Raw genomic sequence first — 16851 nt, forward strand, 5'->3', positions numbered from 1 at the left:
CGCCGCCGCGCCGCACCGGCCGCCTCACCGCCGTCGCGCCGCGTCGCCGCGCTGCCGCCGGCCGCGTCACCGTCACCGCGCCGCGCCGCCGCGCCGCACCGGCCGCCTCACCGTCATCGCGCCGCGTCGCCGCGCCGCACCGGCCGCGTCACCGCCGCCGCGCTGCGCCGCGCAACGACCGGCCCCGGCAGGCCCGGTCCCCCCACGCCCGTACGATGCGGCCAGCCGTACCGATGTGGCGTACGGCCGTCCTCATCCCGCGCGGACGCCCGCGCGCCGCCGCCCGAGTCAGGAGCACGGTACCCGTGTCCATACCGCCGCCGCCCCAGATGGCCTGGGGTCACCCGCACCACGCTCCGCCGCGCCCCGCGCCCGTCAACGGCCTGGCGATCAGCGCCCTGGTGCTCGGCGTGCTCTGCTTCCTGCCGGCCGTCGGACTGGTCCTGGGCCTGGTGGCGCTGGGCCAGATCAAGCGCCGGGGCGAGCGGGGCAAGGGGCTGGCGGTGGGCGGCGCCGTGCTGTCCTCGCTCGGCCTGGTGCTGTGGGCGACGGCCCTCGCCACCGGCGGCGCGTCCGCGTTCTGGGACGGCTTCCGCGAGGGCGTGGACGGCGAGAGCACGGCCTACGCCCTCACCACCGGCCAGTGCTTCGACGCGCCCGGCGGTTCCCTGGAGGGCATCACCTACGACATCGAACAGGTGCCCTGCGCCGGGGAGCACGACGGTGAGGTCTTCGCCTCCTTCGACCTGCCCGGCGGCGCCTACCCGGGCGACGACGAGATCACGCGCTCCGCCGACGACCGCTGCTACGCCCTGGACAGCGACTACGCGATGGACGCCTGGGCCCTCCCGGCCGACGTCGACGTGTACTACCTCACGCCGACCCGGCAGAGCTGGCGGCTCGGCGACCGGGAGGTCACCTGCCTGTTCGGCAACACCGACGAGCACGGCACCCTCACCGGCTCGCTGCGCAACGACGAAACCACCCTCGACGCCGACCAGGTCGCCTACCTGAAGGCGGACGCCGTGCTCGACGCCGCCCTGGAGTCCGAGCCCGGCGCCGGGTACGCCGAGGACGACCTGTCCGGCCACCGGGCCTGGGCCGGGCGGGTCGCGGACGCCGTCGCCGAGCGGGCCGGGCTGCTGCGCGACCGCACCTGGCCCGCCGCCGCCCGGCGGCCGGTCGCCGACCTCGCCGACCGCCTCGACCGGGCCGGCGCGGAGTGGCGCCGGGCCGCCGACGCCCCCGACGCGGACACCTTCTACGAGCACTGCGGCAAGGGCTACGACCTCATCGACCCGGCCGGCGCGGTCACCGCGCGCAAGGCCCTGGGGCTGGCGACGACACCACCGTCGTACGAGGACACCGGTGACGCGGGAGGCGACGGCGGCGGCATGGAGGTGTGACGGCTTCTATAACGGAGAGAAAGTGCCTGCGTAAAGCCCTTGGCGGGCACAAGTCATCACATCGAGTGATTCTCTGGCCTTTGCTTGCCTGGCACAACCTAGGGTTGCCAGGCTGTTGCTGTCTGTACAACCTGATGGGAGAGCGGCCAGTGACATTCGGTGAGCAGCCGGCGTACTTGCGTGTCGCGGGTGATCTCCGCAAGAAGATCGTCGACGGGCTGCTGCCGCCCCACACCCGCCTGCCGTCCCAGGCCCGCATCCGCGAGGAGTACGGCGTCTCGGACACCGTCGCCCTGGAGGCGCGCAAGGTGCTGATGGCCGAGGGCCTGGTCGAGGGCCGCTCCGGCTCGGGCACCTATGTGCGCGAGCGGCCCGTGCCCAAGCGGATCGCCCGCTCCGGGTACCGGCCGGCCGGCGGCGCCACGCCCTTCCGGCAGGAGCAGGCCGACGCCGAGGTGCGCGGCACCTGGGAGTCGCGCAGCGAGCAGACCGAGGCGAGCCACGCCGTCGCCGAACGCCTCGCCCTGGAGCCCGGCGACCGCGTGATGTGCACGCGGTACGTCTTCCGGGAGGGCGGCGAGGCGATGATGCTCTCCACCTCCTGGGAGCCCCTCGCCGTCACCGGGCGCACCCCCGTGATGCTGCCCGAGGAGGGCCCGCTCGGCGGCATGGGCGTGGTCGAGCGGATGGCCGCCATCGACGTGGTCGTGGACAACGTCACCGAGGAGGTCGGCGCCCGCCCCGGCCTCGCCGAGGAACTGCACGCCCTGGGCGGTGTCCCCGGCCATGTCGTCCTCGTCGTCCAGCGCACCTTCTACGCCTCGGGCCGCCCGGTGGAGACCGCCGACGTGGTGATCCCGGCCGACCGCTACCGGGTCGCGTACCACCTGCCGGTGAAGTGACCGGGGCCCGCCACCTGCCGGTGAAGTGACCGGGGCCCTCCGGCCGCCGGTGAAGTGACCGGAGCCCTCCGGGGCCCGGTGTGAGATGGAGCACGCCCCTCGGTGCCCCCCGGGGGCGCGCGCCGCGGCGTGTCCACGGGCCCGCGCCGCGAGGATCCGGCCGTTCTCGCAGGTGACCTCCGCGGCGCCGGCATGCCCCTGACCCGTTGCGTCGGCCGGGTCCGGCGGCGCGTACGGCGTCGCGCGCCCCCCGCATACTGGCCGGTTGCGTACCTCTTCGTGAAAAGCCGTATTCGCAGCGTAAAGGTTGGGCGTAGGCTCGGGCATATGCGGATTGCGGTTTCCTCGGCGGGTGGAGCGCGGCGCGGATCGCGGGCGGGAAGCGGATCACGGGCAGAAAGGGGAGGCGCTCGATGAACGACGGCACGGTCACGCTGCCCTGGCTCGTCTACCGGCAGGACGACAACGGCAATCGCTACCGCGTCGGCCGGTACGCCACCCGGGCCGAGGCGCAGAAGATAGCCGACAGCCTCGACAGCCGCGGCCACCAGCAGCTCTACTGGGTCGAGCGGGTCGGCCAGAACGGCACCGACGGCGCGGACCGGACCCTGCCGTAGGCTCCGGCGCATGACGGAACGGATCGTGGTCGGCGCCGCCCTGCTCGACGGCGACCGCCTGCTCGCCGCGCGCCGCAGCGCCCCCGCCGAGCTGGCCGGCCGCTGGGAACTGCCCGGCGGCAAGGTGGAGGAGGGCGAGACCCCCGACGCCGCCCTGGTGCGCGAGCTGCGCGAGGAACTCGGCGTCGACGCCCGCCCCGGCGAGCGCGTCCCCGGCCAGTGGCCCCTGAAACCCCCGTACGTCCTGCACGTGTGGACCGCCTCGCTGCTGCCGGGCTCCGCCGCCCCCGCGCCCCTGGAGGACCACGACGCGCTGCGCTGGCTCAGCCCCGGCGAGATCTGGGACGTGCCCTGGCTGGCGGCGGACGTACCGGCCGTCCACCGCACCCTCACCCACCTCGGCGTGACCCCGCCCGCCGGCCCGCCCGGCGCGTGACGCACCCCGTCGGCCCCGGCGCGCTCCGGCGCCACCGGAGGCCGGGTGCGTACGCCCGCACACCGTGCGCTCCGCCGTCTGCCACGGGGGGCCGCCCCGGACGGTACCCCGCCCAGGATTTCGGGTATGTGCCCTTTAGTCCCATGGAGACGGACATGGGTGAGGCGGGTTGACCGGCCGGGGAAGTGATCGGCGTGATCGACACCGAAGACGACTGTGCCGAGTGGACCTTCCCCGCGGAGCCGGGTGCCGTGCGCACCGCCCGCTCCCTGGTCCGCGGCCGGCTGCGCGACTGGCACCTGGACAGCGTCGACGACATGGCCGCGCTGCTCGTCAGCGAACTGGTCACCAACGCCCTGCGGCACGCCACCGGCCCCATCGGCGTCCGCCTGGTACGCCCCCGCCCGCAGGACGGCGTGCTGCGCGTCGAGGTCTCCGACACCCTCCCCGACCCGCCGCGCGCCCGCGCCGCCCGGCCCGAGGACGAGAGCGGCCGGGGGCTGCGGCTGCTCGCCTGCGCCGCCCGCCGCTGGGGGACCCGGCCCGCGGACCCCGGCAAGACGGTCTGGTTCGAACTGGCGGTCCCCCGCTGACCGGTCACCGGTCGTCACGCTCCGTGCCCGGCCGGGTGGACACCGGGGCCGGTTCCGTCCACCGGGCGGAACCCGCCCCGGACCCGTGCCCACGTGCGGGATTCGACGGCGTGTCCGCTGGTTAGAAGACTGGGAGTGTTGTCACGGACCGGACCGAAAACGATCGGGATCGTGCTGTGATCGTGAACACCGTGTTGTGCGGCCCCGTAGTGCTGGATACTGCGGGCAGCCGCCCCCGGTGACCGGTGCCGGACGCGGTGAGCTGGAGGGGACGGTTCGCGTGAGCGAGATACCAGCGAGGGCCACGGGGTCCGCGTACCCGCCGGACGACGCGCGGGACGGGTCCGCGGGCGGCGACGCGGCGGGCGGCGTGCCGGGCACGCCGCCGCCCGGCGACGCCATGTGGCAGAGCAGCCCGCCCGGCTCGATCTACGACTACATCAAGGTCGCCTCCTTCTCCATCGGCCCGGACGGGCTGATCGACCAGTGGAGCCTGCGCGCCGAGCACCTGTTCGGCATCAGCGCGGACCGTGCCGTCGGCATGGACCCCATAGAGGTCTTCATCGACTCCGACCTGCGCGAGCGCGGCCAGCGCAAGATGGCCGAGATCCTGGACGGGCGGGAGTGGACCGGCGTGGTCCCGTTCCGCGTCCCGGACGAGACGTGCGGGCCCCGCGGCAGGCGCGGACTGGCCGAGGTCTACGTCATGCCGACGCGGACACCGGACGGGGAGAAGGCCGCCGTCTGCATCGTCGTCGACGTCCGCACCCTGCGGACCATCGAGACCGACCTCGCCGCCTCGCAGGCGATATTCAGCCAATCTCCGTTCGGCTTCCTGCTGATCGACCCCGATCTGCGGGTGCGCCGCGCCAACCAGCGGTTCGCCTCCCTCTTCGGCGGCACCCCCGACGACCACCGCGGCAAGGGCGTCCACGACTATCTGCCGCGCGCCGAGGCCGACCGGGTCTCCGCCACCCTGCGCCGGGTGCTGGAGACCGGCGACTCCATCACCGACATGCACGTCACGGGCTTCGTACCGGGCTCCGAGGAGCGCCGCCACTGGTCCGTCAACCTCTACCGGGTGCACAGCGGTTCCGGCCGCCCCATCGGCGTCGCCTGGCTGGGAACCGACATCACCGCCCGCCGCGCCGCCGCCCGCGAGGCCGCCGCCGCCCGGCGCAACCTCGCCCTCCTCAACGAGGCCGGCGCCCGCATCGGCAACTCCCTCGACCTGGAGACCACCGCCCGCGAACTCCTCGACGTGGTCGTCCCCGGCTTCTGCGACCTGGCCACCGTCGACCTCTACCAGGGCCTGCTGGTCGGCGACGAGACACCGCACGGCCTCGCCGACGGCAGCGCGGAACTGCGCCGCGTCGCCTACGCCAGCGCCGTGTCCGACGCGCCCTTCCTCGGCACCGGGGAGCGGGTCGCGGTCGGCGCCGTGCACCACTACCCGTTCAGCTCGCCCTGCGCCGTCGCGCTGCGCACCGCCCGGCCGCGCAGCGTCCCCGCCGAGGAGGGCGGGCTGGTGCAGTCCACGCTGGCGGTGCCGATGGTCGCCCACGACACCGTGGTCGGGCTGGTGCAGTTCGCCCGGACCAAGGGCAGCGAGCCCTTCGGGGACCGCGACCGCGACCTCGCCGTCGAGCTGGCCGCCCGCGCCGCGGTCTGTATCGACAACGCCCGGCTCTACCGGCGCGAGCACGAACGCGCCCTGATCCTCCAGCGCTCCCTGCTGCCGCCCGGCGACCCCGAGGCGTCCGGCCTCGACATCGCCTGCCGCTATCTGCCGGGCAACGCGGCCACCGGCCGGCCCAGCGAGGTCGGCGGCGACTGGTTCGACGTCATCGAACTGCCCGGCCACCGCACCGCCCTCGTCGTCGGCGACGTGATGGGCCGCGGTCTGCGGGCCGCCGTGGCGATGGGCGAACTGCGCACCGCCGTGCGGACGCTGGCCCAGTTGGACCTGGAACCGGCCGAGGTGCTCGCCCAGTTGGACGAGATCGCCCGGGGCCTCGGCGCTCCCGGCGGGGTCCAGCAGGCCACCCGGGCCGCCCGCCGCCCCCGCGAGGCCGACCTCTCCGAGGTCTACCTGGCGACCTGCGTGTACGCCGTGTACGACTCGGTGACCCGCCGGTGCACCTTCGCCAACGCCGGCCACCTCCCGCCGGTCCTGGTCGAGCCCGGCGAGAACGCGCTGATGCTGGACGTGCCGCCCGGGCTGCCGCTCGGCGTCGGCGGGGAGCCGTTCGAGGAGGTCGAGGTCGAACTGCCCGAGGGCGCGCTGCTCGCCCTCTACACCGACGGGCTGGTGGAGAGCCGCGACCACCCGCTGGACGAGGGGCTCCAGGCGTTCGTCGGCGCGCTCACCGACCCCGCCCACGCGCCGGCCCACCGCGCCGAGACCCACCGGGACCTGGAGGACGTCTGCGACCGCGTCCTCAACACCCTGGACAGCCACCACGGCGAGGACGACATCGCGCTGCTCATGGCCAGGGTGCAGGGGCTGCCCGCCGACTCGGTGGGCGACTGGACCCTGCCGCGCGAGCCGCGCAGCGTGGGCCGGGCCCGCGAGTACGCCCGCGCCCAGTTGCTGAGCTGGGACCTGGAGCCGCTGGTCGACACCACCGAACTCCTGGTCAGCGAACTGGTCACCAACGCCCTGCGGTACGGCGAGGGCGAGATCCGGCTGCGGCTGCTGCTCGACCGGACCCTGGTCTGCGAGGTCTGGGACTCCGGCCTGGTCCAGCCGCGCCGCCGCCGCGCCCGCGACACCGACGAGGGCGGACGGGGACTGCAACTGGTCGGCCTGCTCAGCGCGGCCTGGGGGTCCCGGCGCACCCCGCGCGGCAAGACGGTCTGGTTCGAACTGCCGCTGCCCGGCGGCGAGACCGGCCTGACCGACCCGGCGGAGGCCCTGCTGAGCCTGTTCTGACCCCGGAGCGGAACCGGAACACCCGTACGCGCCGTCCTCGCAGGCACCGACGACGGCCGACACGGAGGCGACACGGGTGACGCGGGTGACGCGGGTGACGCGGGTGACACGACCGGCAGGCACCACGGACGCCCCGTCCCCGGACGCCGCCCCGATCGCGGGCGACGGCCCGGCTCCGGGCGAAGACCCGGTCCCGGGCGACGGCCCGGCTCCAGGCGACGGCCCGGCTCCGGGCGAAGGCCCAGCCCCGGGCGAAGGCCCAGCCCCGGGCGACGGCCCAGACGCCGCCCCGTCCCCGCCCCCGGCCACCCCCACCGAGGCGACCCGGGCCGCCGACGAGAACCCCTCGCCCGCACCCAGCCGCCGCCGCGCGCGGCTCGCGCGGCGGATCGTCCTGGGCCTGGTCCTCGTCCTCCTGCTCCCGGTGCTCGCCGCCGAGGCCGCCCTGCGGATCAACGGCACCGGCGACCCCGCCGACGGCACACGCAGCCGGAACCGGGACGCGGTGTGGCTCGGGCACGCCTGGGTCGACGGGCGGAAGACGGACGCGGACATCGCCGCGCTCGCCCGCCGCCTGGCCGGCACCGGCATCCGCGACCTGTACGTCCACACCGGCCCCCTGGAGCACGACGGCACCCTGGAGCGGTCGCTGTACCCGAGGGCGCGGTGGCTGACGGGCGCCGTGCACCGGGCCCTGCCCGGCGTCCGGGTCCAGGCGTGGCTCGGCGACGTCCTCGCCACCGAGGGCCCCGACGGCATGCGGCTGGACCGGCCCGCCACCCGTGCCGCGGTGACCGGGTCGGCCCGGCGGGTCCTCGCCGAGGGCTTCGACGGCGTCCACTTCGACCTGGAGCCCGCGCACTCCGGCGACGCCGGCTACCTCGACCTCCTCGACCGGGTCCGCGAGGTCACCGCCGACCGGGACGCCGTCCTGTCCGTCGCCGCCCACCAGATCGACCCGCTGCCGGCCCTGCACGCCGTCGCCGGCGCCCTCACCGGCCACCCCAAGTGGTGGTCGCAGCGGTACTTCGGGCAGGTCGCCCGCCGCGTCGACCAGATCGCCGTGATGTCGTACGACACCATGCAGCCCACCGAGGGCACCTACGGCGGCTACGTCGCCCAGCAGACCTCGCTCGCCCTGGAGGCCACCCCGGACGGCACCGACCTGCTGATGGGCCTGCCCTTCTACCACGAGAACCGCTTCGGCCACCGGGCGCACGCCGAGACCGTCCCCGCCGCCGTCCGGGGCGTCCGCCTCGGCCTGTCCCGCACGGACGCGGACCGGGCCCGCTTCGGTGTCGCCCTGTACGTCGACTTCGCCGCGACCGAGGCGGACTGGACGGCGTACCGGGAGGACTGGGTCAGTCCCGGCGGCGCCTGATCTTCGTACCGAGCCAGACCAGCGGGTCGTACTTGCGGTCCACGGCCCGTTCCTTCAGCGGGATCAGCGCGTTGTCCGTGATCTTGATGCCCTCGGGGCAGACCTCGGTGCAGCACTTGGTGATGTTGCAGTAGCCGAGGCCGTGTTCGTCCTGGGCGGTGCTCTTGCGGTCCAGGCCGGCCTCGGCCGCCGCGTCCAGCGGGTGCATGTCCAGCTCGGCCACCCGCATCAGGTAGCGCGGACCGGCGAACGCCGTCTTGTTCTCCTCGTGGTCACGGACCACATGGCAGGTGTCCTGGCACAGGAAGCACTCGATGCACTTGCGGAACTCCTGCGGCCGGTCCACGTCCTCCTGCATCATCCGGTACTCGCCCGGCCCGAGACCGGGCGGCGGCACGAACGCCGGGACCTCGCGGGCCTTGGTGTAGTTGAAGCCGACGTCCGTCACCAGATCGCGGACGACGGGGAAGGTCCGCAGCGGGGTGACGGTGACCGTCTCCCCGCGGGTGAAGACCGACATGCGGGTCATGCACATCAGCCGGGGCCGCCCGTTGATCTCCGCCGAGCAGGAACCGCACTTGCCGGCCTTGCAGTTCCAGCGGACGGCGAGGTCGGGGGCCTGGGTGGCCTGGATGCGGTGGATGATGTCCAGGACCACCTCGCCCTCGTTCACCTCGACGGTGAAGTCCGTCAGTCCGCCGCCCGCCGCGTCGCCCCGCCACACCTGGAAGCGGGCCTGGTAGCCGCTCATTCGTACAGCTCCTCCTCGGCGAGGTACTTGACCAGCTCCTCCTTCTCGAACAGGGCGAGCAGATCCGGGCGGATGGGGTCGGTGGTCTCCCGCTCCAGGGCGATCTGGCCGCGCACCGGGTCGGTCGCCTCCAGCCCGCCGGTGGGGTCGGTCAGCCGGCACAGCAGGTTTATATTGCGCCACCTGCGGTCCATCGACGGGTGGTCCTCGCGCGTGTGGCCGCCGCGCGACTCGGTGCGCTCCAGCGCCGCCCGGGCCACGCACTCGCTGACCAGCAGCATGTTCCGGAGGTCCAGGGCGAGGTGCCAGCCCGGGTTGAACTGGCGGTGGCCCTCCACGCCGGCCCGCCGGGCCCGTACCCGCAGCTCGGCCAGTTTCTCCAGGGCCTGCTTCATCTCGGCCTCCCGGCGGATGATGCCCACCAGGTCGTTCATGGTCTGCTGGAGTTCCTGGTGCACGGAGTACGGGTTCTCCGGGGGGCCGCCGGCGGGCCCGGTGGCCCCGGCGCCGGCCTCGGCGGAGAACGGGCGCAGGGCCTCCGCGGCGGCCAGGTCGACCTGTGTGTCGTCCACCCGGGGCCGGGCCCCGCGCGTCGCGGTGGCGTACTCGGCGGCGTGCCAGCCCGCCCGGCGGCCGAAGACCAGCAGGTCGGAGAGGGAGTTGCCGCCCAGCCGGTTGGAGCCGTGCATCCCGCCGGCCACCTCACCGGCCGCGTACAGCCCCGGCACCCCGCGCGCGGCGGCGGTGTCGGAGTCGACGGCGATGCCGCCCATCACGTAGTGGCAGGTGGGGCCGACCTCCATCGCCTCGGCCGTGATGTCCACGTCGGCCAGCTCCTTGAACTGGTGGTACATCGACGGCAGCCGCCGCTTGACCACCTCCGCGGGCATCCGCGTCGACACGTCCAGGAAGACCCCGCCGTGCGGGGAGCCCCGGCCCTCCTTGACCTCCGTGTTGATGGCGCGGGCCACCTCGTCGCGGGGGAGCAGCTCGGGGGGCCGCCGGTTGCCGTCCGGGTCGTCGTACCAGCGGTCGGCCTCGGCCTCGGTCTCGGCGTACTTCTCCTTGAAGACGTCCGGGACGTAGCGGAACATGAACCGCTCGCCGTCGCTGTTGCGCAGCACCCCGCCATCGCCGCGCACCGACTCGGTGACCAGGATGCCCTTCACCGAGGGCGGCCAGACCATGCCCGTCGGGTGGAACTGCACGAACTCCATGTTCAGCAGGGGCGCCCCGGCCAGCAGCGCCAGCGCGTGGCCGTCGCCGGTGTACTCCCAGGAGTTCGACGTCACCTTGAAGGACTTGCCGATGCCGCCGGTGGCGAGCACCACCGCGGGCGCCTCCAGCACGAAGAAGCGGCCGGACTCGCGCTCGTAGGCGAAGACGCCGGAGACCCGGGAGCCGTCCTTGAGCACCCGGGTCACCGTGCACTCCTGGAAGACCTTCAGCCGGGACTCGTAGTCGCCGGTCTCCCGGTGGTCCTCCTGCTGGAGGGCGACCACCTTCTGCTGGAGGGTGCGGATCAGCTCCAGGCCGGTGCGGTCGCCGACGTGGGCGAGGCGCGGATACTCGTGGCCGCCGAAGTTGCGCTGGGAGATCCGGCCGTCCTTCGTCCGGTCGAACAGGGCGCCCCAGGTCTCCAGCTCCCACACCCGGTCCGGTGCCTCCCGGGCGTGCAGCTCGGCCATCCGCCACTGGTTGAGGAACTTGCCGCCGCGCAGGGTGTCGCGGAAGTGCACCTTCCAGTCGTCGCGTTCGTTGGCGTTGCCCATCGCCGCCGCGATGCCGCCCTCGGCCATCACGGTGTGCGCCTTGCCGAACAGCGACTTGCAGATCACGGCCGTACGGGCGCCCCGCTCGCGCGCCTCGACGGCGGCGCGCAGGCCCGCGCCGCCCGCCCCCACCACGACGACGTCCCATTCCTGCCGGTCGACCACGGTCATCAGAACAACCTCGGATCGTCGAAGGCACCGGACGCGACCAGGTACACGTACAGGTCGGCGAGGGCCACGCTGATCAGCGACGCCCAGGCGAGCTGCATGTGCCGGGCGTTGAGGCGGCCCACCCACCGCCAGGCGCGGTAGCGCACGGGGTGCCGGGAGAAGTGCTTGAGCTTGCCGCCGACGATGTGCCGGCAGGAGTGGCAGGACAGGGTGTACGCCCAGATCAGCACGATGTTGGCCGAAAACACCAGGGTGCCCAGGCCCATGTGGCCCCACGCGTAGTGCTCGTCGCGGAAGGCGAGCACGGTGTCGTAGGTCAGGACCAGGGCGACCAGCAGGGCCGCGTAGAAGAAGTACCGGTGGACGTTCTGCAGGATCAGCGGGAAGCGGGTCTCGCCGGTGTACGTGCGGTGCGGCTCGGCGACCGCGCAGGCCGGCGGGGAGGCCCAGAAGCCCCGGTAGTACGCCTTGCGGTAGTAGTAGCAGGTCAGGCGGAAGCCGAGCGGGAAGATCAGGATGATGATCGCCGGCGAGATGCCCCACCAGGGGCCGAAGATCTCCCAGTTGGGGCCCGAGCGCATCGGCGCGCAGCGCTCGGCCAGGCACGGGGAGTAGAACGGCGAGACGTACGGGGCCGCGTAGTAGTCCGCGTCGGCGAAGGCGCGCCAGGTCGAGTAGACGACGAACGCGAGCAGGCCGGCGGCCGTGCCCGCGGGCGCCAGCCACCAGCGGTCGGTGCGCAGGTGCGGGGCGGCGATGGCGGCGCGCCGCGGGGAGCGGACGCCACCGCCCCGGGGATGGGGTTCGGTGTCTGGGGGTTCCGTGCCAGTGGCCACTGGTCGACTCCGGTCGGGGTGTCAGGGGGCGCGGCGGTCGCGGGCGCCGAGACCCTCGTCGTCCAGGTCCGTCCACAGGGAGAGGTCGTAGGGGGCGTCGGAGATGGTGACGAGGTCCGGCCGGCGCGGGATGTCCTGGGCGGCGGCGGCCTCGCGCAGCAGCGCCACGCTCTCCCGCAGGTGACCGGCGTCGTGCCGGACCCGTCGCACCTCCAGGCCGCCGGCGCCGATCTGCTGCTCCAGCCGGCTCATCGACCTCGACAGATCGTCGAGGCAGCGCTGCATCGTCGTCAGTTCGTCGTGCACGGACATGGGGGTGTCCTCACTTCCGTCGGACACGGCCGCGGAGGCCGGCCTGGGGCGGCGACGTTCATGCGCCTGTGAGTGTCGCGCGTCACACCTGCCACTGGGAAGAGGACGTGCGGTGATTGGCCGGGGCGTGCGGGCGCACTGGCCGGTGCGCTGCGCCGGACGGGTGGCCTTGCGGTCCGTGGCCGTCGTGTCGCCCTGGGTTGCCGAATCCTTTCGCCTTCAGTGGCCGCATACATCTGGATACAAATGATCAACTTCATATACCGCCATAAGGGAACAGAACGCCCGCGGCTTTCCGGAGGTAGCAGAGATGTCCCACGTCGGCGGCGGACCCCGCGCGGTCACGCGCTCGGTCGCCTTCCTCACCGCGGGCGTGCTCGCGGTCCCCGCCCTCACCGGGTGCAGCTCCGACGACCCGGCGGGCAGGCCGCTGGCCGGGCCGGACATCGCCGGCGCGGCCCGCGCCCGGATCGCCGACGGCGGCACTCTGCGCTGGGCGGTGGACACCGTGCCGGAGACGCTCAACGCCTTCCAGGCGGACGCCGACGCCACCACCGCCCGGGTCGCCCAGGCCGTGCTGCCCGCGCTGTTCCGCACCGACGCGGCCGGGCGGCCGGTGCGCGACGCCGACTACCTGGAGTCGGCCGAGGTGGTCGGCACCGAGCCCAAGCAGGTCGTCCTCTACAAGCTCAACCAGCAGGCGGTCTGGAGCACCGGCCGGGAGATCGGCGCCGCCGACTTCGCCGCCCAGTGGCGCGCCCTGTCCGGCCGGGACTCGGCCTACTGGACCGCGCGCAACGCCGGGTACGACCGCATCGAGAAGATCGAGCGCGGCGACAACGACCTGGAGGTCAAGGTCACCTTCAGCCGCCCCTACGCCGACTGGCGCTCCCTGTTCACCCCGCTGTACCCGAAGGACGTCATGGGCACCCCGGACGCCTTCAACGACCGCGCCCGGCGCACCCTGAAGGTCACCGCCGGGCCGTTCGCCGTCCGCGAGGTCGACCGCGACGAGGACCGGGTCGTGCTCACCCGCAACCCCCGCTGGTGGGGCGAGCCGGCCAAGCTCTCCTCGATCGAGCTGCGGGCGGTGCCGCGCGGCAAGCGGATCGCCGCGCTCACCGCGGGCACCCTCGACCTGGCCGAGGTCGACCCGGACACCGCCCGCGAGGTCGGCCGGGCCGGCCCGCCGCCGCACGCCGCCGACGGCACCAACCCCCTCGCCGGGCCCGGCAGCGCGCCCCTGTCCGGCCCCGGCAGCGCCCCGCTGCCCGGCCCCGCCGGGCGGACCGCCGCCGAGGCCCTGCGCTCCTGGGCGGTCCTGCACGGCTCCGACGAGGAGGCCGCGTACGAGGAGACGCTAGCCCGCGCCGAGCGGCGCGCGGCGTGGGCCCGCACGGAGCGCCGGCGGGCCGCCCTGCGCGGCTTCGAGGTCCGCAAGTCGCTGGAGCCCGCCTACACCCAGCTCGCCCTCAACGGCGCCGGCGGGCCGCTCGCCGACGAACGGGTCCGCCGGGCCGTCGCCCGCGCGGTGGACCGCGAGAAGCTCGCCGAGGCGGTCCTCGGCCCGCTCGGCCTGCCCACCGAGCCGCTGGGCAGCCACCTCGCGCTCGCCGGGCAGCCGGTCTACGCCGACGGCAGCGGCGCGCTCGGCGAACCGGACGTCAAGGAGGCCCGCGCCCTGCTCGCCGACGCGGGCTGGGTCCCGGGCGGCCCGGTGCGCGAGTCGAAGCGGACCGAGAAGGCGGCCGGCGCCGAACGCGCCGACGAGGACTCCCCGGGCGGCGACGACGGGACGTACATCGTGGGGGAGGAGGACGACGACAAGAACGACAGCGGAGACAGCGGCAAGGGCGACGGGGGAGCCGACCCGCACGACCGCAAGAGCGCCGAGAAGCGCGAGGGCGAGCGGCAGAGCGGGGAGCGGGCCGGCGCGCAGGGCGGCGGCGCCCCCGGCGCCTACGCCCCCCAGGGCACCGCCGCTCCCGGCGGTCCCGCCGCCGCCCCGCTGGCCAAGGACGGCAAGCCCCTCACCCTGCGCTTCGTGCTGCCCTCCGGCCCCGGCTCCGGCACGCTGCGCACGGTCGCCGAGCGGATCGACGCCATGCTGGCCCGCATCGGCATCCGTACCGAGATCAGCAAGGTGTCCGACGAGAGCTACTTCAAGGACCACATCGCCTCCGGCGCCTACGACCTCGCCCTGTACTCCTGGCCCGCCTCGCCGTTCCCCGCCACCGACGCCCGGCCCATCTACGCCAAGCCCGTCCCGGCCGCCGACGGCTCGCTCAACGTCGAGCAGAACTACACCCGGGTCGGCACCGACCAGGTCGACCAGTTGTTCGAGCAGGCGGCCGGGACGCTGGACGAGAAGGAGGCCCGCACCCTGCTGCGCAAGGCCGATTCCCGGATCTGGGCGGCGGCCGGCTCCCTCCCCCTCTACCAGCGCCCGCAGCTCACCGTCGCCCGCGACGGCCTGGCCAACGCGGGCGCCTTCGGCTTCGCCGCACCGGTCTACGAGGACATGGGCTTCCTGAAGAAAGGGGCCCAGGGGCCGGGGCCCCGGCGGGGCTCCGGGAGCCCGGCCGCCTAGGGGTGCGGGGGCCCACTGCTCCCGGCCCCGTACCATGGAGGGGAAAAGGCCGAGGCGTCAGCAGCCCGGCGAGGCCAGCGCAGCGACCTGGCCGTCCTCACCACTCCGGGAGTACGCCGCACCATGGCTGTGTCCGTTACGCGTCACGACATCCGCAACGTCGCCATCGTCGCCCACGTCGACCACGGCAAGACCACGATCGTCGACGGAATGCTCAAGCAGGCCGGTGCCTTCGCCGCGCACCAGCTCGACTCCGTCGACGACCGCATGATGGACTCCAACGACCTGGAGCGTGAGAAGGGCATCACGATCCTGGCGAAGAACACGGCGGTGAAGTACCACCCGAAGGACGGGGGGGACGTCATCACCATCAACATCATCGACACCCCCGGCCACGCCGACTTCGGCGGCGAGGTCGAGCGCGGCCTGTCGATGGTGGACGGCGTGGTGCTCCTCGTCGACGCCTCCGAGGGCCCGCTGCCGCAGACCCGCTTCGTGCTCCGCAAGGCGCTCCAGCAGCGGCTGCCGATCATCCTGTGCATCAACAAGACGGACCGCCCGGACTCCCGCATCGACGAGGTGGTCAACGAGACCTACGACCTCTTCCTCGACCTGGACGCCGACGAGGAGCAGATCGAGTTCCCGATCGTCTACGCCTGCGGCCGGGACGGCGTCGCCTCGCTGACCAAGCCGGAGGACGGCACGGTCCCGTCCGACTCCACCAGCCTGGAGCCGTTCTTCTCCACCATCCTGGAGCACATCCCCGCCCCCACCTACGAGGAGGGCGCCCCGCTCCAGGCGCACGTCACCAACCTGGACGCCGACAACTTCCTCGGCCGTATCGCGCTGCTGCGCGTGCACCAGGGCGAGCTGAAGAAGGGCCAGACGGTCGCCTGGCTCAAGCGCGACGGCTCCACGCAGAACGTGCGGATCTCCGAGCTGATGATGACCGAGGCGCTCACCCGCAAGCCCGCCGAGAAGGCCGGCCCCGGTGACATCTGCGCGGTCGCCGGCATCCCCGACATCATGATCGGCGAGACCCTGGCGGACCCGGAGAACCCGATCCCGCTGCCGCTGATCACGGTGGACGAGCCCGCGATCTCCATGACCATCGGCACCAACACCTCGCCGCTGGTCGGCCGCGGCGCCACCGGCAAGGGCGCGGACAACAAGGCGGCGGTCAAGGACCGCAAGGTCACCGCCCGCCAGGTCAAGGACCGCCTGGACCGCGAGCTGATCGGCAACGTCTCGCTGCGGGTGCTGGACACCGACCGCCCCGACGCCTGGGAGGTGCAGGGCCGCGGCGAGCTGGCGCTGGCCATCCTGGTGGAGCAGATGCGCCGCGAGGGGTACGAGCTGACGGTCGGCAAGCCGCAGGTCGTCACCAAGGAGGTCGACGGCAAGACCTACGAGCCGGTCGAGCGCATGACCATCGACGTGCCCGAGGAGCACATGGGCGCGGTCACGCAGCTCATGGGCGTCCGCAAGGGCCGGATGGACAACATGTCGAACCACGGCTCGGGCTGGGTCCGCATGGAGTTCGTCGTGCCCTCCCGCGGTCTGATCGGCTTCCGCACCGAGTTCCTGACCCAGACCCGCGGCACCGGCATCGCGCACTCCATCCACGAGGGCCACGAGCCCTGGTTCGGCACCCTGACCACGCGGAACAACGGCTCGCTGGTCGCCGACCGGGCCGGCGCCGTCACCGCGTTCGCGATGACGAACCTCCAGGAGCGCGGCGTGCTCTTCGTGGAGCCCGGCACCGAGGTGTACGAGGGCATGATCGTCGGCGAGAACTCGCGCGCCGACGACATGGACGTCAACATCACCAAGGAGAAGAAGCTCACCAACATGCGGTCCTCCACGGCCGATGTGACCGAGTCGATCGTCCCGCCGCGCAAGCTCTCGCTGGAGCAGTCGCTGGAGTTCTGCCGCGACGACGAGTGCGTGGAGGTCACCCCGGAGGCCGTTCGCATCCGCAAGGTGAACCTGGACGCCCGCGAGCGGGCCCGCGCCGCGAGCCGCGCCAAGCACAACTGACCCGCACCGCCCCGAGAAGCCCGGGTGCCCCCGCCGTGGGGGCACCCGGGCTTTTCGCAACCCCTTTTCCCAACTCCCTTGCGGCCACGGGCGTCCGGCATCCGGAGAT

General features: G+C 73.7%; 13 protein-coding genes. 9 read left to right on the top strand and 4 right to left on the bottom strand.

From position 1 onward, the window contains the following. Positions 1-305 precede the first annotated feature (305 nt). From IE316_RS24020 to IE316_RS24050, 7 genes are all read left to right on the top strand, one after another. Positions 306-1406 (top strand): DUF4190 domain-containing protein, encoded by a 1101-nt coding sequence (locus IE316_RS24020; RefSeq protein WP_373311279.1) that lies wholly within the window; start codon positions 306-308, stop codon positions 1404-1406. A 149-nt stretch (positions 1407-1555) separates the two neighbouring features. Further along, complete coding sequence (locus IE316_RS24025; protein WP_190206537.1) at positions 1556-2308, top strand: GntR family transcriptional regulator; 753 nt, start codon at positions 1556-1558, stop codon at positions 2306-2308. A gap of 413 nt (positions 2309-2721) precedes the next feature. Further along, on the top strand, positions 2722-2925 hold the full coding sequence (locus IE316_RS24030) for an SPOR domain-containing protein (RefSeq protein WP_190206538.1): 204 nt from the start codon (positions 2722-2724) through the stop codon (positions 2923-2925). Positions 2926-2935: 10 nt separating this feature from the next. Continuing rightward, positions 2936-3361: a (deoxy)nucleoside triphosphate pyrophosphohydrolase gene (locus IE316_RS24035; protein ID WP_190206539.1), complete on the top strand. Its 426-nt coding sequence runs from the start codon at positions 2936-2938 to the stop codon at positions 3359-3361. 185 nt (positions 3362-3546) lie between these two features. Further along, entirely contained in the window at positions 3547-3954 is a 408-nt protein-coding gene (locus IE316_RS24040; RefSeq protein ID WP_190206540.1) for an ATP-binding protein, read from the top strand. A 280-nt stretch (positions 3955-4234) separates the two neighbouring features. Further along, complete coding sequence (locus IE316_RS24045; RefSeq protein WP_373311280.1) at positions 4235-6889, top strand: SpoIIE family protein phosphatase; 2655 nt, start codon at positions 4235-4237, stop codon at positions 6887-6889. Positions 6890-6992: 103 nt separating this feature from the next. Next, positions 6993-8270 (top strand): glycosyl hydrolase family 18 protein, encoded by a 1278-nt coding sequence (locus tag IE316_RS24050; protein WP_229910538.1) that lies wholly within the window; start codon positions 6993-6995, stop codon positions 8268-8270. Here the strand turns inward: IE316_RS24050 and IE316_RS24055 are convergent. From IE316_RS24055 to IE316_RS24070, 4 genes are read right to left on the bottom strand one after another with little or no spacing between them, the layout of a single operon-like run. After that, a complete protein-coding gene (locus tag IE316_RS24055; protein ID WP_190206542.1) occupies positions 8251-9021 on the bottom strand; it encodes a succinate dehydrogenase/fumarate reductase iron-sulfur subunit in 771 nt (256 codons plus the stop codon). The two genes, IE316_RS24050 and IE316_RS24055, sit on opposite strands and share 20 nt — an antisense overlap. Then, the gene (locus tag IE316_RS24060; protein WP_190206543.1) at positions 9018-10964 is read right to left on the bottom strand and encodes a fumarate reductase/succinate dehydrogenase flavoprotein subunit; all 1947 of its coding nucleotides are present in this window, start codon (positions 10962-10964) and stop codon (positions 9018-9020) included. The genes IE316_RS24055 and IE316_RS24060 overlap by 4 nt, the downstream gene beginning before the upstream one ends. Continuing rightward, positions 10964-11800 (bottom strand): succinate dehydrogenase subunit SdhC, encoded by an 837-nt coding sequence (gene sdhC, locus IE316_RS24065; RefSeq protein ID WP_190206544.1) that lies wholly within the window; start codon positions 11798-11800, stop codon positions 10964-10966. Before sdhC ends, IE316_RS24060 begins: the two co-directional genes overlap by 1 nt. Positions 11801-11821: 21 nt before the next feature. Next, on the bottom strand, positions 11822-12112 hold the full coding sequence (locus tag IE316_RS24070; protein WP_190206545.1) for an Rv0250c family protein: 291 nt from the start codon (positions 12110-12112) through the stop codon (positions 11822-11824). Between the two features lie 310 nt (positions 12113-12422). Between IE316_RS24070 and IE316_RS24075 the strand changes: the two genes are divergently transcribed. Next, positions 12423-14702 (top strand): ABC transporter family substrate-binding protein, encoded by a 2280-nt coding sequence (locus IE316_RS24075; protein ID WP_190206546.1) that lies wholly within the window; start codon positions 12423-12425, stop codon positions 14700-14702. Positions 14703-14825: 123 nt separating this feature from the next. Then, on the top strand, positions 14826-16742 hold the full coding sequence (typA, locus tag IE316_RS24080; protein WP_190206547.1) for a translational GTPase TypA: 1917 nt from the start codon (positions 14826-14828) through the stop codon (positions 16740-16742). Positions 16743-16851: the final 109 nt, after the last annotated feature.

Origin of the sequence: Streptomyces fumanus, assembly GCF_014655295.1 — a bacterium.
GTDB classification, from domain to species: Bacteria; Actinomycetota; Actinomycetes; order Streptomycetales; family Streptomycetaceae; genus Streptomyces; species Streptomyces fumanus.